22 protein-coding genes are annotated in these 21,713 nt (G+C 64.9%); 11 read left to right on the top strand and 11 right to left on the bottom strand.

The window, feature by feature from the left end:
• Window positions 1-146: 146 nt before the first annotated feature.
• A complete protein-coding gene (locus tag QP803_RS00290; RefSeq protein ID WP_284945692.1) occupies window positions 147-1,085 on the bottom strand; it encodes a choline/ethanolamine kinase family protein in 939 nt (312 codons plus the stop codon).
• A 9-nt stretch (window positions 1,086-1,094) separates the two neighbouring features.
• Complete coding sequence (locus QP803_RS00285; RefSeq protein WP_284945691.1) at window positions 1,095-2,030, bottom strand: phosphotransferase; 936 nt, start codon at window positions 2,028-2,030, stop codon at window positions 1,095-1,097.
• Between the two features lie 151 nt (window positions 2,031-2,181).
• On the opposite strand from QP803_RS00285, the gene QP803_RS00280 reads away from it, so the two are divergent.
• Window positions 2,182-3,876, top strand: coding sequence for a hypothetical protein (locus tag QP803_RS00280; protein ID WP_284945690.1), 1,695 nt, complete (start codon window positions 2,182-2,184; stop codon window positions 3,874-3,876).
• A gap of 140 nt (window positions 3,877-4,016) precedes the next feature.
• Window positions 4,017-4,286 carry a hypothetical protein gene (locus QP803_RS00275; RefSeq protein WP_284945689.1) on the top strand — a complete coding sequence of 90 codons (270 nt, stop codon included), beginning with the start codon at window positions 4,017-4,019 and terminating at the stop codon, window positions 4,284-4,286.
• Here QP803_RS00275 and QP803_RS00270 read toward each other — a convergent pair.
• Both QP803_RS00270 and QP803_RS00265 read right to left on the bottom strand, forming a co-directional pair.
• Window positions 4,246-5,019, bottom strand: a complete 774-nt coding sequence (locus QP803_RS00270; protein ID WP_284945688.1) for a pyridoxine 5'-phosphate synthase — start codon at window positions 5,017-5,019, stop codon at window positions 4,246-4,248. The two genes, QP803_RS00275 and QP803_RS00270, sit on opposite strands and share 41 nt — an antisense overlap.
• Before the next feature lie 8 nt (window positions 5,020-5,027).
• The gene (locus tag QP803_RS00265) at window positions 5,028-5,768 is read right to left on the bottom strand and encodes a 2OG-Fe dioxygenase family protein (RefSeq protein ID WP_284945687.1); all 741 of its coding nucleotides are present in this window, start codon (window positions 5,766-5,768) and stop codon (window positions 5,028-5,030) included.
• A 109-nt stretch (window positions 5,769-5,877) separates the two neighbouring features.
• Between QP803_RS00265 and pdxA the strand changes: the two genes are divergently transcribed.
• Window positions 5,878-6,909 carry a 4-hydroxythreonine-4-phosphate dehydrogenase PdxA gene (gene pdxA / locus QP803_RS00260; RefSeq protein WP_284945686.1) on the top strand — a complete coding sequence of 344 codons (1,032 nt, stop codon included), beginning with the start codon at window positions 5,878-5,880 and terminating at the stop codon, window positions 6,907-6,909.
• Here the strand turns inward: pdxA and QP803_RS00255 are convergent.
• Both QP803_RS00255 and QP803_RS00250 read right to left on the bottom strand, forming a co-directional pair.
• Window positions 6,849-7,787 (bottom strand): chorismate transformation FkbO/Hyg5 family protein, encoded by a 939-nt coding sequence (locus QP803_RS00255; protein ID WP_284945685.1) that lies wholly within the window; start codon window positions 7,785-7,787, stop codon window positions 6,849-6,851. The genes pdxA and QP803_RS00255 overlap by 61 nt on opposite strands.
• A 14-nt stretch (window positions 7,788-7,801) precedes the next feature.
• Window positions 7,802-8,395, bottom strand: coding sequence for a TetR/AcrR family transcriptional regulator (locus QP803_RS00250; protein WP_284945684.1), 594 nt, complete (start codon window positions 8,393-8,395; stop codon window positions 7,802-7,804).
• A gap of 155 nt (window positions 8,396-8,550) precedes the next feature.
• Between QP803_RS00250 and QP803_RS00245 the strand changes: the two genes are divergently transcribed.
• A complete protein-coding gene (locus tag QP803_RS00245) occupies window positions 8,551-9,510 on the top strand; it encodes an SDR family NAD(P)-dependent oxidoreductase (protein WP_284945683.1) in 960 nt (319 codons plus the stop codon).
• A 138-nt stretch (window positions 9,511-9,648) separates the two neighbouring features.
• Complete coding sequence (locus QP803_RS00240) at window positions 9,649-10,404, top strand: SDR family NAD(P)-dependent oxidoreductase (protein ID WP_284945682.1); 756 nt, start codon at window positions 9,649-9,651, stop codon at window positions 10,402-10,404.
• A 66-nt stretch (window positions 10,405-10,470) separates the two neighbouring features.
• Here the strand turns inward: QP803_RS00240 and pgm are convergent, their stop codons facing one another.
• Complete coding sequence (pgm, locus tag QP803_RS00235) at window positions 10,471-12,123, bottom strand: phosphoglucomutase (alpha-D-glucose-1,6-bisphosphate-dependent) (protein WP_284945681.1); 1,653 nt, start codon at window positions 12,121-12,123, stop codon at window positions 10,471-10,473.
• Between the two features lie 186 nt (window positions 12,124-12,309).
• On the opposite strand from pgm, the gene QP803_RS00230 reads away from it, so the two are divergent.
• Genes QP803_RS00230 through QP803_RS00220 form a run of 3 tightly spaced genes read left to right on the top strand, consistent with a single transcriptional unit; the run spans window position 12,310 to window position 16,110 of the window.
• Window positions 12,310-12,807, top strand: a complete 498-nt coding sequence (locus QP803_RS00230) for a (2Fe-2S)-binding protein (protein WP_284945680.1) — start codon at window positions 12,310-12,312, stop codon at window positions 12,805-12,807.
• Entirely contained in the window at window positions 12,804-13,862 is a 1,059-nt protein-coding gene (locus QP803_RS00225) for an FAD binding domain-containing protein (RefSeq protein WP_284945679.1), read from the top strand. Before QP803_RS00230 ends, QP803_RS00225 begins: the two co-directional genes overlap by 4 nt.
• The gene (locus tag QP803_RS00220; protein ID WP_284945678.1) at window positions 13,855-16,110 is read left to right on the top strand and encodes a xanthine dehydrogenase family protein molybdopterin-binding subunit; all 2,256 of its coding nucleotides are present in this window, start codon (window positions 13,855-13,857) and stop codon (window positions 16,108-16,110) included. Before QP803_RS00225 ends, QP803_RS00220 begins: the two co-directional genes overlap by 8 nt.
• Before the next feature lie 5 nt (window positions 16,111-16,115).
• On the opposite strand, the gene QP803_RS00215 is transcribed toward QP803_RS00220, so the two are convergent.
• The 3 genes from QP803_RS00215 to QP803_RS00205 all read right to left on the bottom strand — a co-directional run bounded on the left by QP803_RS00215 (window position 16,116) and on the right by QP803_RS00205 (window position 18,485).
• Window positions 16,116-16,682 carry a cytochrome b gene (locus tag QP803_RS00215; protein ID WP_284945677.1) on the bottom strand — a complete coding sequence of 189 codons (567 nt, stop codon included), beginning with the start codon at window positions 16,680-16,682 and terminating at the stop codon, window positions 16,116-16,118.
• Between the two features lie 19 nt (window positions 16,683-16,701).
• Window positions 16,702-17,889, bottom strand: coding sequence for an MFS transporter (locus QP803_RS00210; protein ID WP_284945676.1), 1,188 nt, complete (start codon window positions 17,887-17,889; stop codon window positions 16,702-16,704).
• Between the two features lie 134 nt (window positions 17,890-18,023).
• Window positions 18,024-18,485, bottom strand: a complete 462-nt coding sequence (locus tag QP803_RS00205; RefSeq protein ID WP_284945675.1) for a VOC family protein — start codon at window positions 18,483-18,485, stop codon at window positions 18,024-18,026.
• 165 nt (window positions 18,486-18,650) lie between these two features.
• Here QP803_RS00205 and QP803_RS00200 point away from each other — a divergent pair, with 165 nt between their 5' ends.
• The 3 genes from QP803_RS00200 to lipP1 all read left to right on the top strand — a co-directional run bounded on the left by QP803_RS00200 (window position 18,651) and on the right by lipP1 (window position 20,295).
• Window positions 18,651-18,947 (top strand): BrnT family toxin, encoded by a 297-nt coding sequence (locus tag QP803_RS00200; RefSeq protein ID WP_284945674.1) that lies wholly within the window; start codon window positions 18,651-18,653, stop codon window positions 18,945-18,947.
• The gene (locus QP803_RS00195; protein WP_284945673.1) at window positions 18,928-19,257 is read left to right on the top strand and encodes a BrnA antitoxin family protein; all 330 of its coding nucleotides are present in this window, start codon (window positions 18,928-18,930) and stop codon (window positions 19,255-19,257) included. Before QP803_RS00200 ends, QP803_RS00195 begins: the two co-directional genes overlap by 20 nt.
• A 78-nt stretch (window positions 19,258-19,335) precedes the next feature.
• The gene (lipP1, locus tag QP803_RS00190; RefSeq protein WP_284945672.1) at window positions 19,336-20,295 is read left to right on the top strand and encodes a LipP1 family hormone-sensitive lipase; all 960 of its coding nucleotides are present in this window, start codon (window positions 19,336-19,338) and stop codon (window positions 20,293-20,295) included.
• A 1-nt stretch (window position 20,296) separates the two neighbouring features.
• On the opposite strand, the gene QP803_RS00185 is transcribed toward lipP1, so the two are convergent.
• A complete protein-coding gene (locus QP803_RS00185) occupies window positions 20,297-21,697 on the bottom strand; it encodes an FAD-binding oxidoreductase (RefSeq protein WP_284945671.1) in 1,401 nt (466 codons plus the stop codon).
• Window positions 21,698-21,713 lie beyond the last annotated feature (16 nt).

Genomic DNA, 21,713 nt, shown 5'->3' with positions numbered 1-21,713 from the left:
GGCTCAACGACCAAGTCATTGGTCATGGCATGCGAAGGCATGCCATCCACGCCTTGCCTTCGTCCCGCAAGGAAGGCGTGGATGCTCGGCCTTCGCCGAGCATGACGGGGTGTGTGCAGAGCGCTTCAGACTTAACGCATCCCGGTTCAGACCGCCTTTAGCCAGCCATCCCAGCGCGGATCATCCAGAACTGCGCGCGCCCGCCGGTATCTCCAAACGCCGTATTTGAAGAAGTCGAAGTCCAGAACAGACATTTTTAGCTGGACCATGGACCATGCCGCCCATGTGAGATCGGCGAGCGCCTGATGCACCGTCACACGCGCGACGATGGCGGGATCGGCGCGGCCAAAATAATGCGCGATCAGGGCGCGCTCGGTCGGCTCGTCGAAGAACATCTCCGCGAACCAGACGCCGAGGTCGTAGCAGCGGTCGTTGTTGGAAGCGAATTCATAGTCGATCATCATGATGGTGCCGGCATCATCCGTCATAAAATTGCCCGCCATCGGATCGTTAAAGCAAGGCACAAGGTCGAGGCCAGACGCCTCCAATGCCGCGCGGGCGCGCCGATATTGATGATCCAATTTTAAGAAATCGGGCGGCTGCCAGCCGCCGAGCATGCGCACCTGTTCGTGGGTCTCGTCGATCCTATCAAAGACCGTCTTGGTTTGGCTCAGCATGGCACCGCCATGCAGGGTGCGATAGCAATCGATCGCGGTGCGGGATAGGGTCAGATTACGGAAATCGGCATGGGTGCAGGACCGCCGGGTTTCGACGAAGTCGCTGATCTCGATTCCGTCGGCCGCCAGAAAATCATAGACGCGCGGCCCTATGCCAAGATCGGCTGCCTGACGGCTGGCATGCATTGCAACCGCGCGGTCGACGAACATCTCCGTGCCCTTGCCGGGGATCTTGACGAAAAAGGTGGCTGGATCGTCATCGACCCAGACCCGCCAATTGGCATTGTTGATGCCGCCGCTCACGGACCGATAGCGCAGGCGATGACCCTGCCATGGCGACACGCGGCTGATCGCCGCTTCCAGATCGCGCTCGGCCGCGGTTGTGGCCTCACCCAGACTGCGTTCCATCTGTCTCGCCTAAAGCCGATGCAGCCGGGCCGCGAAATCAGGCGCCCGCAAGGCCATGCGCGCGCGCAGCAACCGCCATTCGCCAAATTTCAAAAACGCCAGATCTTTCCTGCATGATGTATGCGACAGCAGCAGGCCCCATAAGCCCCAGAGAAGATCGTCCGCCACCCCATAGGCGCGACAACGATTGAGCACGACCTCGTCACACCGGCCGTCCTGCATTTCGATCCCAAGCCGCCAGCTATCCTCGAAATCCTGAACCTCGTTCAACAGTACGGCGAGATCGTAATGGGGATCGCCCTGGCCGGCACAATCGAAATCCACCAGCAAGACGCCACCATCGGGTGCCAGCATGATGTTGGAGGATTGGCCGTCATTGTGGCACGGCGCGCTGTCCCGGCCCGCCGCCACCAGCGCCGCCTCGATCGTCCAGGCGTGGTCGAGCAAAGCGGCCATATCGCCCGGCAGGAGTGTATCGGTCGCATCCGCCCGCGCGGCCATGAACCGCAGACGCGAAAATACGTCCCAAATTTGGGGCAGAACCGGCCCCTGGCGGAAGGACTTCTTGGCGGCAATGACGGCCTGAAGCACCGCCGGCCTGCCGAAGTCACTAAGGCGCGCGCCCCGCCACGGCGGCGGCAGATGGGAGAAGGCGAGCGCCTGCTGCTCGGGGAGAAAGAACGCCACGGCAGGCCCGACGCCGGCCTGCTCGGCCGCCCGTGCGCCGGCATGGGCTGCCACGGGGTCGATGAGGCCCGCCATTTCGGGCGGGAGGATCTTGAGGAACAGCGCCGCCGGCTCGTCCGCTGCCGTCACGATCCAATTGGACCATTCCACCGCCTGATACATGGGGGAGGCGACAGCGGTGACGCCCGTTTGCCAGGTCAAGCCGGGCTTGCCGGCCCAAGGCGAGGCGGCCAGCACCGCCGCGACATCAGCCATCATGCCGAAAGCCCTTCCGCGCAGAGCCGCCGCAGCAGACGCTCCGCGCGGATCAGGGAAATCTCCGTCATTCCTCATAGCCTCTCGTATGCGGGGGTCCCTATATCAGATCGACGCACGGGGGCATGAGAGCCCAAACCTTTGTCGGTGCTCCATGCTGCTCTGCTTCCTCCTTGGCGTCTTGCTCACGGGCCTTCTCGGCCTTGCCCAATCGCGGGACGTGCTGGACGGCGCGCTCCTCGATCCGGACAGCTACATGCGTCTTGTGCGCCTGCATGACATGGTCGCGGCGCATGCGACGCTGCAAGGCGTGGCGCGCGATGCGTCAGGTACCGGAACGGTTCTGGCCTGGTCGCATCTCTTGGATTCGATCCTTTTGCTAGCCGCTTGGCCGATCGGGTGGTTTCTGTCCCCTGAGGCCTCACTGCGCTGGGCCGGCGTTCTGGTCGGGCCGTTGAGCGTCGGCTTGCTCTGCGCGGCTATCGCCTGGGCCACTGCGCCACTCACCGATCGCGCCTGGCGTTGGACGACGCCGCTCGTCGCCGTCAGCTACGCGCCGATCGTCGATTACGGCTTTCCGGGCGTGATCCACCATCACATCCTGCTCGCTGTCACCTCGATCATGACGCTCGGCTGGGCCTTTCGTGCCACCCGTGGCAGCGCATCGGCCGGATGGCGAGCGGGCGTATGGGCCGCGATCGGGCTGTGGTTCAGCCCGGAAACGATGCCCTTCACCTTGATGGCCTTCGGTGCCTTGGGACTTGCCTGGCTGACGGAGGGGTCAGCGCGTCTCGCGGCGCGCAGCCTCCGCGCCATGGGCAGTGCACTGGTGCTGCTGGTCGCCCTCATCGTCACCATCGATCCGCCGCAGGGCGGGCTCTGGGCGTCGCAGATCGATCGGGTTTCCATCGTCTATGTCTGGATGGGCCTGGCGTGCTGTGGGATTGGATGGGTGACCTGGGCGCTGGACCGAACCTCTCTCGCGGATACTGGGCGGAAGGCGCTGGGCGGTGGCTTGGCGGTCTTGCTGCTGGGGGCCTGGATCCTCGGCAACCCGGTGCTGCTCCTCGGACCGTCCGGGCTGCTGACGCCCAAACAGAGCCACGCCTTTTTTGGTATCATTTCGGAGATGGCGCCGCCCGACACGGTACCAGAATTGCTCAGCGCCGCGCTGCCCGGCCTTCTCGGCGCCATGGTGGTCCTTGGAATGGCGATGCGCCATCGCACCGTCTTGTGGGGGTATGCGGTGGCCTGCGCCATTGTGGTCGTCGCACTCGGCCTCGCGCATTTCCGGTTCGATACCTATGGCGCGGTGCTCGCGGCGGGTGCCTTGCCTGTCGCCCTGTCCCGCCTTCGCGTCAGCACGGCACGCGCCCGAGCGGCGCTTCGCATGGGCGTCCTCGCCGTCTTCCTGCTTGGACCCTTCGCCGGTCTGTGGGCCGCGACGGGTTCCGATGAGGATGACGATGCGGTCTGCTCGGTGCAGGCCGACATCCCTCTGCTCGCTCCCTTCTCCGGCCGCGTCGTCCTCGCCGATGTCGATGACACGCCCGAGCTTCTGTACCGCACCGGCGTGCTGACGGTCGGCTCTCTCTACCACACCAATATCGCCGCCTTCATGCGCCTGCGCGCCGCATGGCGAAGCCGCGCATCCCCTGTGGAGCCGGGGGCGGTGCGCGCCACCGGCGCTGTCGCCATTCTGGCCTGTCCCGGCGCGGCGCGCGCGGCCCTCGTGCAGGATCTGCCGCCGGTGACTTTGTTCGACCAACTCGACCAGGACCAACCACCGCCCTGGGTCACGCTTGTCGGTCGCGGCGCGGATGGATCGGCCTTGTACCGTATACGGTGAGAGGTCCCTGCGCGCAGTCATCGCAACGGTATTCACGTTCTTGGGAAAACGCCGATCGCGCAGGGCGCGCCGTTGGAAACATCCCCGGATCGAACTATTTCTCATGAGGAACTCGGCCAAGAATCGAGGAGTCAATCGCCGTGAGAATCTCCAAGGACAAGACCGACAGCCTGTCCATCGGGATCATGAAACCTCTGATCCAACCAGCGGCGGCCCCGCGTAAAAAGGAATTGCTCTGCGTTATTCAATCCGCGCTGCGGGTGGGGGCAGACCTCTCTGCGCGCGAGGCAGGCCGAAAGGCTTTCTCGGAATATGTGAAGCTGGAGATGGGCGACAGCGCCCCTGCCTCCCCGCCCGCGCCGATCCTCTTCAGCCGTGAGAGGCGCCGAAAGACCCGCGCCTTCCAGTAAGGGCGAGAGCGTCGCGATAGGCGTCAATGGCCGCCGACCATCCCATGATCAGGGCGTCGGCGGTCAATTCATGTCCAATGGACGCTTCACTCAGCGTCGGCATGGCGGAGACGAGTGCCGGCAGATTGTCGAGATTAAGGTCGTGGCCGACATTCACGACGAGCCCAAGTCGCGCAGCCTCCGCCGCCGTTGCGGCGCAGAGGTGCAGCATCTCCTCAGGCCGCCCCTCCCGACACGCTGCGGCGTAGCCACCCGTGTAGATTTCGATGCCATCGGCGCCGGAATCCTGCGCCCGCGACACCACCTCGGGGTCGGGATCGACGAACAGGATCGCGCGGCAACCGCTGCCGTGCAACGCAGCCACCGCGTCCCGCACGATCGGCCGCTGCGCGGCATCCAGGCGCCAACCCTCGTCGGAGGTCAGTACCCCCGGCGCATCCGGCACCAGGGTGCATTGCTCGGGCCGAATTTCGGCGATCAGATCCAGGAACCGCGCATCGGGATAGCCCTCGATGTTGAATTCGAAGTCCGGCCGCCAAGGCGCCATCAGCTCCGCCATCCGATACACATCCTCACCCCGGATATGGCGCTGATCCGGCCTCGGATGTACCGTCAGCCCATGGGCGCCGGCCTCATGGGCCAGCGCGGCGAGCCGCAAAAGGTCGGGCACGCCGGTGCGGCGCGTGTTCCGCAGCAGGGCGATCTTGTTCACATTGACGCTCAGGCGGGCCATGGCGGCTCCTATTGTCGGCGGAAGGTGATGACCAGAACATCGCGGAAGGACGGCCGGGACGGGTCCAGCGGATGGATCGCCGTGACGCCGTGATAGACCCGGCTATCATCGACCAGCGCCGCATCCAAGGGGTCGGCCAGCGTGAAGCTGGACAGCGGCTGGCGCCGGAGGTCAGTGATGGTCGTCTCCCCGCTCGCGACATTCTCGCGCCGGACCAGAAGCACCAGGACCCAGTCCACCCCGTCCCGATGCAGGCCTTCCGGCGTCGGCTGACCGACCTGATCCGGCTGCGCTTCGATGCGAAACTGGTGCATCTCGACATGCCAGGCCTCAGGCCGCAGATCCACCGGCGTCAGGCCCGTGAACAGGCTGTCGCACAGACGCAGAATGGCACGGGTCGTGGGATGCGCGCCGATCCCCTCACTCACCGGATCGAACCAGCGGGCAATGCCGCCGTTCAGGGCATTGTAGTCGCGGCTCTGGTAATGCGGCTGGTGCGGCTTGCGGCGGATGCCTTGATTGGACACCGCAAAAGCCGCGAAGCGCCGCCGCCGATAACGACCGCCATCGGCCATGAACTGGTCCAGGCCAAGGTCGTTCCAGCTCTCCGCGAAGCGTGGCCACGCCGTGAGACCGGCCTCGTCCAGCACTTGCCGCGTCAGGGCGCTACGAAGTTGGGCGAAGCCATCCTCGCCGAGCGATTGCGCGATCCCGGCCAGTGTCGAGACCTGGGGCGGCGGGTCGTTCATGGTCCATCACTCCTCGTCCCGGCCGCGTCTGCCCGAAGCGCGCCCGCCAGGGGTTTGTATCCGACCCCGGCCGGTCTACGTGATCGTCCGCCGCAGGGGAGTCATGTTCATGGCACAGCGACCGATTGCGATCACCATGGGCGACCCGGCCGGCATTGGGCCGGAGATTGTCGCCCGCCTCTTCGCGGAGGGTGCCGGTAACGGCTGCATCGTGATCGGCGACGTCACCATGATGCGCCGCGCGGTCACTCTGGTGGGCGCGCCCCTCACCGTCATTCAAATCGATGGGCCCGCCGCCCATCCGGGTCCCGGCCGGATTGCGGTGATCGCTGCGAGCGACCTACCGGCGGACTTCGCCTTGGGCCGCATTGACGCGCGCGCGGGCGCCGCCGCCTTCGCCGCGATCGTGCGGGCGATCGATGAGGTGATGGCGGGGCGGATCGCCGCCATCGTGACCGCGCCGATCAGCAAGAAGGCGATGAACCTGGCGGGGATCGACTATCCCGGCCATACGGAAATCCTGGCCGAACGCTCGGGCACGCGGGATTTCGCCATGATGCTGGCGAATGACGAACTGCGCGTCCTGCTCGTCAGCATTCACCTGTCCCTGGCGGACGCCGTGCGTGCGGTGACGCCGGAGGCGGAGCTGCGGGCCATTCGCCTCGCGCACCGCGCCGTGCGCCGGTTCGGTATCGCGGCGCCGCGCGTGGCCGTTGCGGGCCTCAATCCCCATGCGGGGGAGGATGGCATGTTCGGCACGGAAGATGCCGCCATCATCGCGCCTGCCATCGCACAGGCCCGGCAGGAGGGGATCGACGCCACCGGCCCCTATCCGGGCGATACCGTGTTCATGCGCGCCCGCCAGGGAGAGTTCGACGTGGTGGTGGCGCAGTACCACGATCAGGGATTGATCCCGATCAAGTATCTCGGCCTCGATCACGGCGTGAATATCACCGTGGGGCTGCCCTTCGTGCGCACTAGCGTCGATCACGGCACGGCCTTCGACATTGCGGGAAAAGGGATTGCGAGTGCGGCCAGCCTGCGCGCCGCCGTGGCCCAGGCGTCGGCCATGGTTGCCGCTCAGGAGGGCGCGTGCGCTTCCATTTCAACGTCAAGCTCGGGCCGGCAGACGTCACTCTGAAGCCATGCGACCGGCGCCGAAAGTCCGGCGTCGTAAAGGCGCGACGCAACGGCCGGTTGGTCACGCGCATGGCGCAGATAGACCTTCAGACGCAGGGCCTGCCGATCGACCTGCACGTTCAAGCGCCGCGCTTCCGCCAGAAGCGCGTCGAGATTGCGCAGCGTCTCATCCGCCTGCGCCGCGACATCGCCGATATGGACCGTCTCATGCCCGACGATGCTCGACGTGCCGGAGATGAGGAGCATTCCCGCGGCGACTGTCGCCCGTGCGAACAAGGGCGGCGTCTCCCCATACTGTTTTGGATAGTCGAAGGCGCTGATCTGGCGCGGATTTTCGATGTTATGTCCGGGCGTTTCGGACGCGAGGAAGAACAGGCGCAAGGCATCACCGCCACAGCCTAATCCGCAGGCCGCCGGCGCCTGGGTGGAGCGGCGATTGCGCGACTCGAAGGCCGCCTGCCTTCCCGCATTGAAGGCGCGATACCGCTCCTCCCCATTCTCATCCCGGGTGATATCGGCGATGTAATTGGAGACGCGCACCAGATGCGGACATCCCTCCGCCGCGATCAGGTCGAGCATCGCGTCATAGGCCGCCTTTGCGGCCTCCGCCGTTCCACCGTTCGGCAAGGTTTGCTCCAGCACCCCGAACAGAAGCGCGCCGGCCCGCGCGTAACGCAGGTTGCCCGTGGCACCGCGCCGCGTCACGTCTTCATCCGCGCGCCAGACTTCGCGCAGGCCGCCGGAATCCGGCCCCACAGCCGGCAGACCGATGGACAGGTCCGCCGGTGATGAACCGGACAGGGCGATCACGCCGAGAACCCTGTCCGGAGCCGCGATCCCCTGTCCGTCGCCGAGATAGTCGAGCGAAATGCGCGTCATGCTGATGACCCTCCTCAAGCGCCCGGAGGCGGCAGCCGCAGCCCGTCCATCAGGATATCGATCAAACGTCGCGCGCTGGCCACCCAATCCTGACCGGTCTCTATGGTGGTGAAGCCGACCACGGCGCGCAGCAGATCGAGGGGATCGACAGGCCGGATGGCGCCGCCAGCCACTGCCCGATCCACCAAGAGCGACATGGCGCCGGTGATCAGGACCGTGGAGGCGGCATAGAGTTCGGACCATCCCCCGACGATGGTGGCGAGTGCCGGCACAATGACCTTCTTGGTCGCGACATAGTCGATGAACAGCCGCATCCATGCGTGAAGGGCGTCGCCGGGCGGCACCGTTTCCACCAGGCGCGTGGCGGCTTCCGCCAATTGCTGAACTTCGCGCCGGTACACCGCCTCAACGATCGCGGTGCGGGTCGGGAAATGCCGATACAGCGTGCCAATTCCCACGTCCGCCCGGCGGGCGATTTCATCGAGGCTGACATCCGGCCCGACATCGGCAAAGGCGCGTTTCGCGACTTCGAGCAGCCGTTCGCGGTTGCGCCGCGCATCCGCGCGTGGCTTGCGGACAGGGTCGGGACCCTTGGACTCGACGCTCACCGTCACTCGCCCCTTGTTAAACGGAGGATACCTCCGTATATAAATCGGAGACGCCCTCCGTTTACAGGCCGCGCCATGCGCTTTGCAATGACGAAGCGACCCTCGGCACCGGACAGAGGCCCGATCTTCAATAAGTAAGACGCGAGGACACCATCATGGCGGACGCATTTGGAGCGACATCGACGACGGACGAGGTGCTCGCCGGCGTGGATTTGACCGGCAAGCGCATTCTTGTCACGGGCGTTTCGGCCGGGCTCGGCGTTGAAACCGCCCGCACCCTGGCGGCCCACGGGGCCCAGGTTGTGGGCGCCGCGCGGAACCTGGACAAGGCCAGGGGCGCGACCGAGCTGGTACGCGCCCAGGCGGCACCGGGCGGCGGATTGGAACTGGTGGAGCTTGATCTGGCGTCGCTGGCCAGTGTGCGCGCCTGCGCGGACGCCTTGGTCGCCGATGGGCGGCCCTTCGATCTGATCATTGCCAATGCCGGCGTCATGGCCTGCCCGAAGGGTCAGACCGCCGATGGCTTCGAGACTCAGTTCGGGACCAATCACCTCGGCCACTTCGTTTTAGTCAATCGCATCGCCACGCTGATGACGCCCGGTGCGCGTCTGGTCAACCTGGCCTCCGCCGGCCATCGCTTTTCAGACGTCGATCTTGAGGATCCGAATTTCGAGCACACGGAGTATACCGAGTTCGGGGCCTATGGCCGCTCGAAGACCGCCAATATCCTGTTCGCGGTCGAGTTCGATCGCCGGCACAAGGCGCACGGCGTGCGGGCCACGGCCGTTCATCCCGGCGGCATTCGCACGGAACTCGGCCGCCACATGAACCCCGCGCATTTCCAGGTCATGCTGGACGGGATCAACGCGGCCAATGCGGCGGCGGGCAAACCGCCCTTCGCCTTCAAAACCATCCCGCAGGGCGCCGCGACCTCGGTCTGGAGTGGCATCGTCGCCTCAGCCGATGAAGTCGGTGGCCTCTATTGCGAGGACTGCCATGTGGCGGAACCGAGCGAAGGCACCGATCTTGTCGGCATCCGCTCCTATGCGCTCGACCCCGATCGCGCCCGCGCGCTTTGGGCGAAAAGCGAGCAGATGGTCGGCGAGCAGTTCTAGATCGGAAAGCGTCGTCGCTTGGCGGAGTGGGCTGCGCTTTTCCGCTCTACCAATTCGTGCATATGTAGGGTGGAAAAGCGCAGCGTATTCCACCAATCGCGCCGTGCATCATAAGATCGATTCAGGAACGACTCCCAGATGACCGCACGCACCTTCACGGACCGCTTCGCAGGCCAGATCGCGATCGTGACGGGGGGTGCGGCCGGCATCGGGCTTGATGTCGCAGCGCGGATCACGCGGGAAGGTGGCACAGTCAGCCTGTGGGACCGTGACGCCGACCGCCTTGCCGCAGCGCAATCCGAAATCGGCGCCGCCCATATCCACAGGCTCGACATCGCGGACGCCGATCAGGTCGCGGACGCGGTGCAGGCGACCGTGGCGGCGCTTGGCAAGATCGATGTTCTCGTCTGCAGCGCCGGCATCACCGGGCCGAATGTGCCGCTCGCCGACTATCCAGTCGAGGATTGGCGCCGCGTCATCGACGTCAATCTCAACGGTATCTTCTACTGCAACAAATTCGCCGTGCCCTTCATGGTAGCGAACGGCTACGGTCGTATTGTCAACATCGCCTCCGTCGCCGGCAAGGAAGGCAATCCCAACGCTTCCGCCTATAGCACGTCCAAGGCGGGCGTGATCGGATTGACGAAATCGCTCGGCAAGGAATTGGCCAAGACGGAAATCCGCGTGAACTGCGTCACACCGGCGGCGGTACGCACCGCGATTTTCGACCAGATGTCGCAAGAGCATATCGACTTCATGCTGTCGAAGATTCCCATCGGCCGTTTCGGCGGCATCGATGAGGTGTCATCGCTCGTTTGTTGGCTGGCGAGCAGCGAATGTTCGTTCAGCACGGGTGCGGTGTTTGACGTGTCGGGCGGCCGCGCGACGTATTGATTCAAGAACATCGTCATCCCCGGATCAAGTCCGGGGATGACGATAGTGGACAAGGACGAGGCTCGCTTACAAGCTCCCCAGCGCCTTGCCGATCCCGTCCTGCGCTTCCTGCTGAATCCGCTTCAGATGCGCCTCATCCTGAAAACTTTCAGCATAGATCTTGTACACGTCTTCCGTCCCGGAAGGACGCACGGCAAACCAGCCACTTTCCGTCACGACTTTCACACCGCCGAAGGCAGCGCCATTGCCCGGCGCGGTGGTGAGCTTGGCCAGAACCGGCTCCCCCGCCAGTTCCGTCATCGGCAGCTGCTCCGGCGTCAACGCGGACAGCTTTTTCTTCTGCTCCGCATTGGCCGGCGCATCCGTCCGCTCATAATGGGAAACACCGAGCGCCTGTGTGAAACCGTCATACAGCGCGGCGGGGGTCTTCTGCGTGCAAGCGGTGATCTCGGCCGCGAGCAACCCGAGAATGAGGCCGTCCTTATCCGTCGTCCATGTCGTGCCGTCGCGCCGCAAGAAGGACGCGCCGGCACTCTCCTCACCACCGAAACCCAGCGAACCCTCCAACAGCCCATCGACGAACCATTTGAATCCGACAGGCACTTCGACCATCGGCCGGTCGATGCTCTGTGCCACGCGATCGATCATACTGCTGCTGACGATGGTCTTGCCGATGCCGCACGCCTTGCCCCAAGCGGGGCGATGGCCGAACAGATAGCCGATCGAGGCAGCGAGGAACTGGTTCGGCTTCATCAGCCCGGTCGCACCACTGACGATGCCATGGCGATCCGCATCAGTATCATTGGCGAAGGCGACGTCGAAATCGTCCCGCATGGCAATCAGCTGCGCCATGGCATAGGGCGATGAGCAATCCATACGGATCTTGCCGTCCCAATCGGCGGGCATGAAGCGAAACGTCGGATCCACGACATCATTCGTGATCGTCGCGGCGATGCCGTATGTTTCGATGATCGGGCCCCAATACCCGACACTAGCGCCGCCCAGCGGATCGATGCCGATTTTAACGCCGGAAGATCGGATCGCCTCCATGTCGATGACATTCGCCAGATCGGCGACATAGGGTCCGACATAGTCATAGCGATGAACGCAAGGCGATTTCAGCGCCCGGTCATAGGGAATGCGCTTCAAACCCGACAGATCGTTTTCGAGCAGCGTATTGGCCAGGCGCGCAATCGTGCCGGTCGCCTTGGTATCGGCCGGACCACCGGAGGGCGGATTGTATTTGAACCCGCCGTCCTCAGGCGGGTTGTGTGACGGTGTGATGACAACGCCGTCCGCCAGACCGCTCGTGCGGCCCTTGTTGTACGTCAGGATCGCATGGGAAATCACCGGCGTCGGCGTATAGCCACCTGTCTCATCGATCATCACCTCCACGTCATTGGCGGCGAAAACCTCGATGGCGGAGGCGAGTGCCGCCTCGGACAAAGCATGCGTGTCGATGCCGATGAACAGCGGGCCGTCGATCCCCTCGCTTGCACGGTAACTGCAGATCGCCTGGCTGATCGCGAGGATATGCGCCTCGTTGAAGGAATGGTCGAAGGCGGACCCGCGATGGCCGGATGTGCCGAAGGCCACGCGCTGCGTGGCAATCGCGGGGTCCGGCCGATGGGCGTAATAGGCCGTCACCAAGCGGGGCAGATTGACAAGGAGATGCGCGGGCAGCGGCTTCCCGGCGAGGGGACTGACATGAGCGGCCATCGACGTGTGTCCTTTTTCAGATCCGGCGTTTTCTCTCAACTGCGGCGTAACGCGGATTTCGGCAATGGGCTTGCGTTCGATTTGCGCCGCTCCAATCTTCAACGGATCAGGCAGCCCCCGATTGCAAAACGGAGGCATCCTCCGTATAACAGTGATGCCTCTCAATAGCTCTGATTGGAGCCGCGCATGAGCCTCTCGATCACCCTCACCATCAATGGCGTCGAGCGGATGCTCGCCCTGGACGACCCTCGGGTCACCCTCCTCGATCTGCTTCGCGAACGCCTGGAGCTGACCGGCACCAAAAAGGGGTGCGATCGCGGCCAATGCGGGGCCTGCACGGTCATTCTCGATGGACGGCGCACGAATTCCTGTCTCGCGCTCGCCATCAGTTTGGACGGCGCCGATGTGCGCACCATCGAGGGTGTGGCGAACGGGCCCGACCTCCATGCGGTGCAAGCCGCCTTCATCGCGCATGACGGGTTTCAGTGCGGCTTCTGTACCCCCGGCCAGATCATGAGCGCGATCGGTCTGATCGAGGAAGGCCAGGCCGGTGACGATGCCGAGCGGGTGCGCGAAGGCATGAGCGGCAATCTGTGTCGCTGCGGCGCCTATGCCGGCATCACCGAGGCGATCCTGGAGGCCCAGGCACATATGGCCAACGCCGAGCGAAAGCTGGTCGCATGAAGAGCTTCGAATACATCCGGCCAAAGACGGTTCAGGACGCGGTGGCCGCCGCGTCGATGCCCGGCGCCGCCTATCTCGCCGCCGGCACCAATCTGGTCGATTTGATGAAGGGCGGCGTCATCGGCCCAGATCGTCTCGTCGATGTCACGCATCTTCCGGGTCTCGATCGGATCGAGACCCTTGGCGATGGCAGCGTGCGGATCGGCGCCCTCGTGCGTAATGCCGATCTTGCCCATGACGCGGCGTTTGCCCGCAGCTTCCCCTCGGTTGCGGAAGCGCTGCTGTCCGGCGCCTCCGCCCAGCTTCGCAATGCGGCGACGGTCGGCGGCAACCTGCTGCAACGAACCCGGTGTGCCTATTTCTATGACGTCGCCAGCGCCTGCAACAAACGCGACCCGGGCGCGGGGTGCGAGGCGCGCGGCGGTGACACGCGCTTGCACGCCGTATTGGGATGGAGCGAGAGCTGCATTGCGACGCATCCGTCCGATTTCTGCGTGCCTCTGGTCGCTCTCGATGCCGTCGTGGAGATCGAAGGACAGACCGGCCACCGTGAGGTGCCGCTGGAAGCCTTTCATCGCCTGCCCGGCATCACACCCGACGTTGAAACCGTACTCGCGCCCGGCGACATGATCGTGGCGGTGCGGCTGCCGGCGGAAGCTGCGCGCTTCGCCAAACATACTCGCTACCTCAAGGTACGAGACCGCACATCCTACGCCTTCGCGGTTGTCTCCGCCGCAGCCGCTTTGCACCTCGACGGGGACCGCATCATCGCGGCGCGATTGGCACTCGGCAGTGTCGCGATGAAACCCTGGCGCGCTTGGGCGGCTGAGGACTCGCTGGCCGGCGCCGTGTCAGGACCGGAGAGCTTCCGCCGCGCAGCCGAGATCGCCCTGGCGGATGCGAAACCATCCGGCGACAACGCCTTCAAGATCGAACTGGCGCGCCGCATCATTATCCGCGCCTGCACGCTCGCGGCGGCTGGCACGCCGGATCGCGTCTCGGCCCTGCCCGCCTCCCCCTTTGCCTCCATTCCGGGAGTCCATCTCCATGCCTGAGATCACACTGACCCAGGCGCCCGCGCATCAGCGCCATGGCTCCAACATCGGCCAGCCCATGACCCGGCGGGAGGGTGTGCTGAAGGTGACCGGCGCGGCGCGGTATGCGGCGGATAATCACCCGCCGGGCATGCTCTACGCCGTGCTGGCCGTCAGCAGCATCGCCCGTGGCAAAGTGGTCGGGCTGGATATCACGGCGGCGAAGGCGCATCCCGGCGTCGTCGATGTCATGACGCCCGAGAACGCCCCGCCGCTGGCGATGGATGCAGATGCGAAGCTGCATCCCTTCATGTTCCGACTCGACCTTCTGCAGAATGACGGTGTGCGCTACGCCAACCAGGCGATCGCCGTGGTGATTGCCGAAACGCTGGAAGCCGCCACCGAAGGCGCACGACTGCTGGCGCCCCGCTACGATATCGAGCCGGCGCGCGTCGGCCTCGATTCCAATACGCAAATCACCCCGCCGGCCGTGGGCGTCGGCAGCCCGCCCGAGGAACATCACGGTGATGTCGAAGCGGGCCTTACGGCCGCGTCGCAGCGGATCGAGGCGACGTATGAGACGCCGGCGCAATATCACAACGCCATGGAGCCGCATGCCATCGTCGCGGCCTGGGACGGCGATACCCTGTCGATCGATACGCCCAGCCAGGGCCTCGCCATGGCGCAAGGTCGCATCGCCGGCCTGTTCGGCATCCCCGGCGAGAACATCCATATCCGCAGCCCCTTCCTCGGCGGTGGCTTCGGCTCCAAGGGCATGATCTCCGGCCCGCAGATCCTGGGCATCATGGCCGCGCGTCTCGTCGGCCGGCCCGTCAAGCTCGTACTACGTCGCGAGCAGATGTACGGCCCGGTCGGCCACCGCGCCCCAACGCGCCAGACAATTCGCCTCGGCACCGACAGCGCCGGCAGCCTGACCGCGATCGATCATCACGTGAAGACGGCGTCGAGCACCTTCGATGATTTCTTCGAGCCTGCCGCCGGGGTCACCCACACCCTCTATGCGAGCCCGGCCATCGCGACACGCTATGACGCCGTCCGGCTCGACACCGGCACACCGCTGTTCATGCGCGCGCCGGGTGAGGCCACGGGGAGCATCGCCCTGGACAGTGCGATGGACGAAATGGCCCTGGCCTGCGGCATGGACCCGCTGGACTTCCGGTTGAAGAACTATGCCGAAACGGAGCCGATGTCCGGCAAGCCCTTCTCTTCCAAGGCGCTGCGGGAATGCTACGCCCAGGGCGCGGCCCGCTTCGGCTGGGCGTCCCGCCCGTTGGCGCCCCGGCAGATGCGTGACGAGGCCGGCCTGCTCGTCGGATGGGGCGTCGGCACCGCGACCTTCCCGGCGCTGATGTTCCAGGCGCAGGCGCGCGCGGTTTTGCGCAGTGACGGCAGCGGCATCATGGAAAGCGGCGCCCATGACATGGGCCAGGGCGCCTGGACCGCCTTCGCCCAGATCGCCGCCGACGGGCTGGGCCTCGACATCGATCAGGTCGAGTTCCGGGCTGGCAGTTCGGATCTGCCGGATGCCGGCATCGCCGGCGGGTCCGCCCATACGGCGACCGTTGGCATGGCGATCCACAGCGCCGGCGCCGATGTCATCGCCAAACTGGCAGATCTCGCCATGGGCGATGAGCGGTCGCCGCTATACGGAGCCGGCAATACCGGCGTCATTGCACGGGGCGGACGCCTGTCCCGTCGCGACGATGAAAGCCGGGGCGAAAGCTACGCGGACATCCTGGTCCGTGCCGGCCTCACGGAAATCGATGGTGAGGGCTCGGGCGCGTCAGACCCGGCCGCCATGGCCGCCTATGCCATGCATGCGCATGGCGCTGTCTTCGCCGAGGTCAAGGTCGATCCCGATCTCGGCCAGATTCGCGTCACGCGTCTGGTCGGCGCTTTCGCGGCCGGCACGATCATCAATCCGAGGTTGGTGGAGAGCCAGTATTATGGCGGCATGATCTGGGGAGTCTCCTTCGCCTTGCATGAGAATGCCATCACGGACCAGCGGTCCGGCCGCATCATGAACCCGAACCTCGCCGAGTATCATGTGCCGGTGAATGCGGATGTGCCGTCGCTGGAAGCGATTCTGGTCGAGGAGCGCGATGCGCATGTCAATGCGCTTGGCATCAAGGGCGTAGGTGAGATCGGCGTCACGGGAACGGCAGCGGCGATTGCCAACGCCGTTTGGCACGCGACGGGCGTGCGCGTGCGTGAGTTTCCGATCACGCTGGATCGGTTGATCTCGTAGCGGGCTCAGTCTCCGTCGCGCTGCGGCGGCAGCATGCGATTCAACACACCGTCTCGCCGCACAGCCACATGCCAGGCTGTCGCGGCGAGATGAAGGAGAATGAGCGCATAGACCAGCCACTGCCCAACCGCGACATGCAGCCAGAACGCCGCGTTGGATAGCTCTGGCGATTTTGGCAGACCGGGGAGCGTGAACACGCCGAAATAGGTGATGGGATAGCCGTTGCTGGATTCCATCACATAGCCGCTTACGGGCATACCGAGGAGGATGACATAAAGCATCCAATGCGACATCGAGGCGGCGAGCCGATCCCATCGCGCGAGGTGTCCCGGCAACGGCGGCGCCGGATGCGAGGCACGCCAGAACAGCCGGATGGCAACGATAGCGAGGATCGTGAGGCCGATCGACTTGTGCAGCGTGAAAAGCAGATGGGCGGAACGCGCCGTGTCGGGCATGTTCACCATCACCCAGGCAATCAACAGCGTCGCGGTCATCAGCGCTGCGGTGATCCAGTGCAGCGCCTGCGCTGTGGACGTATAGCGCCGTCCGGTGCTGCTCAAAGGCTGGTTCATGCGATGCCTCCCCTACACGTCAGCGAGCGGTCCAATTTCGAAGAACACGGCCGCTTGCGGCGACGCCCACAAGCAGAACGGCGACGATGAGAAGTGCGACCGACAGGCTCGTCGCATGGGCGATGAATCCGATTGCGGCCGGGCCTGCCAGAATACCCGCGTAGCCGAGCGTCGTCACAGCCGGCACGGCGATATGCTCCGGCATCGCCGTCTGGCGCCCGATCGCCGAGTAGAACACCGGTACGATGTTGGAGCATCCGGCGCCGACAAGGGCGTAGCCCAGGATCGCCGTCTCCCAAAAGGGTACCAGCGTGGCCACGGCCAGGCCGGTCGCGGCGCAAAGCCCGCCGATGGCGATCACGCGGGTGCCGCCAAGCCGTCTGGTAATCACATCCCCGGTCAGTCGGCCCACCGTCATGGTCAGGGCAAAGGCGGCATAGCCCATTCCGCCATAGGATGGTTTCACGCCCCGCATCGAGGTGAGGAAAACGGCGCTCCAGTCCAGCACCGAACCCTCAGTCAGAAAGACGATGAAGCACAACACGCCAATGAAGAGCACGATACCGTGCGGAATGGCGAAGGCCGGTCCGCCGGTCTGGCTGCCGAAGGGCAGCAGGCCAGGGCGCGCGAGCGCCAGCGCCACCAAGGTGACGGCGACCGCGCTGAGCGCCGCTACCAAAGGCGAAGCGCCTATCGTCAACAAGCCGCTGACGCCGGCGGCGCCCATAATGCCGCCCAGGCTGAACAGGCCGTGGAAGCCGGACATCATGGCGCGGCCACTGGCGCGCTCCACGATAATCGCCTGAAGATTGACGACGCAATCGACCGTGCCGATGCCGGCGCCGAACACGAACAGCGCCACGACCAGCACTGGGATCGAGGACACGGAGGCAAGCACGGGCAAGGTGATGCAGATCACCAGGCCCCCGACGAGGATGACGCGTCGGCAGCCAAAGCGCGCGGCCCAGGCGCCAGCCAGTGGCATGGCGAGGATCGACCCCGCGCCGAGGCAGAGCAGCAGCAGCCCAAGGCCGCCATCGCCGATGCCGGTGCGAAGCTTGGCGAAGACCACCAAGGATGCCCAGGCGGCGCCACCGAAGCCGGCGACGAAAAACGCGATGCGGGTCGATTGGCGCGCGGCCGGCGTCGATGCGGCGGAGGCCAGGGTTGAGGGAGCGGAGGCTGAGGTAGCGGATATCTTCGACACGCGGCGTCCCGTTTATGCGCCGCCGTTTATGTCCCGAAATCGGGCTGGGGCTTGCAGGCGCCTACAGAGACTGGGCGGGGCCGAATGTCCAGGCGCGCATGTCGCGACACCGGCCCCGCTCGCAGCGATTGCGCCTATTTCGCGAAGAGGCTGTTCAGGTCCTTGAAGGCCTTGAACTCCAAGGCATTGCCTGAGGGGTCGAGGAAGAACATCGTCGCTTGCTCGCCCACTTCGCCCTTGAACCGGACATAGGGCTCGATGACGAAGGGGGTGCCGGCAGCGCGAAGCCTCGCGGCCAGCGCCTCCCATTTCGGCATGGTCAGGACCACGCCGAAATGCGGTACAGGCACGTCGTGCCCATCGACCGGGTTGTGGTGCAGCGCCTCTGCCTGGGCCGGGGCGCGCGGCTTGTGATGGGCCACGATCTGGTGGCCGAAAAGGTCGAAGTCGATCCAGGTCTCGGAACTCCGGCCTTCGGCGCAGCCGAGCACGGTGCCGTAGAAGACGCGGGCGGCGGCAATGTCATCGACCGGAAAGGCGAGATGGAAGGGCGTCAGCATGGTGTCGCTGTCGGCCGAAGGATGCAGTGCGTCCATGAACGAGGTGTCTTCCTTGAGTGATACGTCAATCAAATCGTTCAATGTGGGCGGGCCGCAAGCGATATCTCGTCACCCAGGCCCCCCGTCAGCCGGTTGTCGCGCTGCGAGGGCTTGATGGCACGCCGAAACGTAGCTACATTCTCGTAGTACAAAAGGTGTCGGATGATCTCCCGATGGACCTGGAATTTGCGTAAGGATCAGACCAACAGACGCGACCATGGCGGGCTTTCTCTCGCAGATGGGATGCCGGTTCTGGATGGCGACCCGCATCAGCTCAGTCGGCCAGACACGCATCCGGACGGCGATCGCTGGCAAACGATTGGGATGGCTTTGGACGTTTTATTGCTGTTCGTGGTTCATACGGAGCCTGACGACAGGCGCGATGGAATCGGACGGATTATCAGTGTCAGGCGCGCGAGCCCTCAGGAAAGGAAAGCCTATGAAGAAGGCGCTTTCTAGTTTTGCAAAACCGACCGCCACGTCAGATCTCCGGAAGATCGATGACGACAGTCTGGCGCGGCTGAAAGCCGCCGCCACCCAATCCGATCAATCGATCAATCTATCGGATCCGGATGCTCCTGAGAGTCTGGATTGGTCGAATGCTACCCGAGGGCGGTTTTACAAACCCGTTAAGGTTCTGAAATCTCTGCGGATTGATGCTGATGTGCTCGATTACTACGAGTCTCAGGGTCCTGGCTATCAGACACGGATCAACCGCGATCTCCGGCTGATGATGCTTCAGAATAGCAAAAGAAAGCAGCCTGCGTGATGGCGCGGGTCATTCTGCCCCCCTACCGTTGAGCGTATCAGGGGATGGCTGGACCAACCCCATAGTGAGGCGAATATTATGCTCGACCCGGATGCCCGCAGTTTTCTGCAACGCGCGGCCGAGGCGAACCCGCCCGCGATCGAAACCCTGACGCCGGCAGAGGCGCGGGCGCAGTTCGAGATCTTCGTGCCCTTGTCGCAAGGCCCGAAGGAGGAGGTGGCGGAGGTCAGGGACTTTCATGTCCATGGCCTGCTGGGGCCTGTGCCGCTGCGCCTGTATCGCAGCGCCGGGGCACCGGCTGAGAACGCGGCCTGCCTTGTCTATTTCCACGGTGGCGGCTGGGTCATCGGCGGCCTCGACACCCATGACGGCCTTTGCCGCACGATCGCCAACCTCGCCCAAGCGGTCGTGGTCTCGGTCGATTATCGCATGGGACCGGAATTCCCCTTCCCGGCGGCGATCGAGGATGCGGCAGCGGCCTTGCGCCATACTCTGGCGGATGCCGCAAAACTTGGCATCGACCCAAACCGCATCGCCGTGGGCGGGGACAGTGCCGGCGGCAATATTGCGGCCGTGATGGCCATTGCCTCCCGCAACGGCGATGCGCCGCCCCTCACCTTCCAGATGCTGTTCTACCCCGTGACGGACCTTTCCCAGACGCAGGAGAGTTACCGCACCTATGCTGAGGGTTACGGGCTGACGACGGCGGGCATGGCCTGGTTTCGGCAGCATTACCTGGGCGATGAAGGCCATGCGAATGACTGGCGGGCGTCCCCGCTGCGGGCCCATAGCCTCGCCGATGTCGCGCCTGCCTTCGTGCTCACGGCGGGCTTCGATCCCTTGCATGATGAGGGCCGCGACTATGCGAACCGCCTGCGCGAAGAAGGCGTGCCCACGACCTTGGATGAGAATCCAGGCCAGATCCACGGCTTCGTCAGCATGGACGGTGTCATCGCCGACGCACGCCCGGCCGTCATCCGTGCCGTCGAGGCATGGCGCGCCGCCGATGCGCTCAGTGCGAGCCTGCGCGAACCTTAACTCAGACCACCTTGCCCGGATTGAGCAATCCATCCGGGTCGAGCGCGCTCTTGATCCGCCGCATCAAGGCAATCTCGGGTGCGCTGCGCGTAAAGGGCAGCCAGGGCTTCTTGCTCAGCCCGATGCCATGTTCGGCGGAAACGGTGCCGCCGAACTGCCGCACCAGGCCATAGACGATCTCCTTGATCCGCTCCTTCGGCTGCGGTTCGGCGCCGGGCAGGCAGGCCGCAACATGAAGATTGCCATCACCGATATGGCCGTAGAATAACGCGACGGCGCCCGGTAAGGCGTTCTCCAGCGCTGATCGGCAGGCCTTCACATAATTGCCGATGGCCGCCACCGGCAGCCCGATATCGAAGGGCTCATGCGGCCCGATGACGCGGTTGAATTCCGTCACGGCATCGCGGACGCTCCAGAAGGCGCCGACATCGGCCAGGGACTGCGCCACGGCGGCATCCGCCAAGACGCCCGCCTCGGCCTGGTTTTCGAGCCATGACTGAAAGCGCGGCTGATCCAGCGCTTCATCCGTGCCCTGGGCTTCCACGAGAACATACACTGCATGACCCTCGCCGATCGGCGGCCGCACTTGCGGCAGGGCAGAGATGAAGCCCCAGTAATCGGGCCACATTACCTCGAACGCCGACAGCATCGGCCCGAGGTCGCGGCGGGCGCTTTCCAGCAGCCGCAGCACGCTGTCGTAATCGGCGAGACCGCAGACCGCCGCCATGGTGCATCGCGGCTTGGGATAGAGCCGCAGAACGACGCGTGTGATCACACCGAGCGTCCCTTCGCTGCCGACGAAGAGCTGCTTGAGGTCGTATCCCGCGTTGTTCTTCAGCATCTTGTTGAGGTTGGTCACGACCGTGCCATCCATCAGCACGACTTCCAGGCCCAGCACCATGTCCCGCGCCATGCCGTAGCGAATGACACGATTGCCGCCGGCATTGGTCGATAGATTGCCGCCGATGGTGGCCGATCCGCGCGCCCCCAGATCGAGCGCCAAATACAAACCCGCCGCATCCGCCGCTTCCTGAAGCGTCTGCAAGGGCGTGCCGGCGCGCGCTGTCATGGTGGAGGAGGCCGGGTCAATCTCCTCGATGCCGCTCATACGCTCCAGCGATAGGGCAATGCCGCCCGCAACCGGCCGCGCCCCACCACAGAGCCCGGTCAATCCGCCTTGCGGCACGACGGCGACACCGTAGGCGGTGCACAGCCGCATCACCGCAGCGACGCCGGCCGTATCGGCCGGCCGCACCACGGCCAGCGGCGGCACGGGGTCCAGATTGCTCCAATCGAGGCTGTTGCGCGCCGGCATCTCGGCGCCCTCAAGCACTGCAGCGTGGCCCAGGACGGTGCGAAGATCGGCCATCAGTCCGGCCGGCTCCGCGTGCAGTGACATCATCCGGTCCACCTCTCGC

The organism is Acidisoma sp. PAMC 29798 (assembly GCF_030252425.1).
GTDB classification, from domain to species: Bacteria; Pseudomonadota; Alphaproteobacteria; order Acetobacterales; family Acetobacteraceae; genus Acidisoma; species Acidisoma cladoniae.
Note: the sequence above shows the minus strand (reverse complement) of the source record. Positions and strands in the feature narration are given on the sequence as shown.